The organism is Streptomyces sp. NPDC058741, from assembly GCF_042746715.1.
Lineage (GTDB): Bacteria > Actinomycetota > Actinomycetes > Streptomycetales > Streptomycetaceae > Streptomyces.
Map to the genome: position 1 here is coordinate 20569 of NZ_JBHYQH010000068.1, position 645 is coordinate 21213.

1 pseudogene is annotated in these 645 nt (G+C 74.0%); it reads right to left on the reverse strand.

Features of this window, described 5'->3' with window-relative positions:
* Window positions 1-51 precede the first annotated feature (51 nt).
* Window positions 52-645, reverse strand: a pseudogene (locus ACFW6P_RS30800) (glycosyltransferase family 2 protein); the annotation flags it as partial.

A 645-nucleotide genomic window follows, 5' to 3' on the forward strand; every position in this document is an offset into this window, starting at 1 on the left:
TCCGTGCGGCGGGGGGGGGGGTCGGCGGCCCGCGCCGGGGCCACCCCGCTGTCATGCCGCCCGCGTCTCACGGAACGTCAGCATCCGCCGGGCCTTGCGCGCCGCGCGCCGCACGAACGTGTCGACGCCGCCCTCCCGGTAGCCCGGGAACGCGCGGGCCTCGCCCGGCCCGGCGAGGTAGACCGTGTCGGGGATGCCCCCCGCACGGTCGCGGAAGTGCGGGTAGGCCAGGTAGACCCGGCGGCCCTTCCTCTCCAGGAGGGCCGCCGCCTGCTTCTTGTCCTTGACGAACCTCACCACGTCGAGGAGCGGTTCCGGGCGCCGTTCGGCGACCAGGTGCAGCCGGAGCCGCTCGTGGACCTTGAGGCGCCGGGCGACGCCCCGCGTCCAGTAGGCGTCCATCAGCGGCCCGGCCAGCTCCAGCTTGTGCCGGCGGATCTCCTCACTGTCCGTCAGGTACTTCGGGCCGAACTGCGGCAGCAGCGTCACCAGGAAGGGCCGGATCATGAGCTGGTCGCGCCGGTCGCCCGCCGGGACCAGGTCGGCGATGAGCCGCATCAGGGCCCGGGCCGAGTCGAAGCGCAGCGCGTAACTGCCGCTCTTCGTCACGTGCTTGCCGTCGTCGCGGCCGACCAGGTAGTAGCC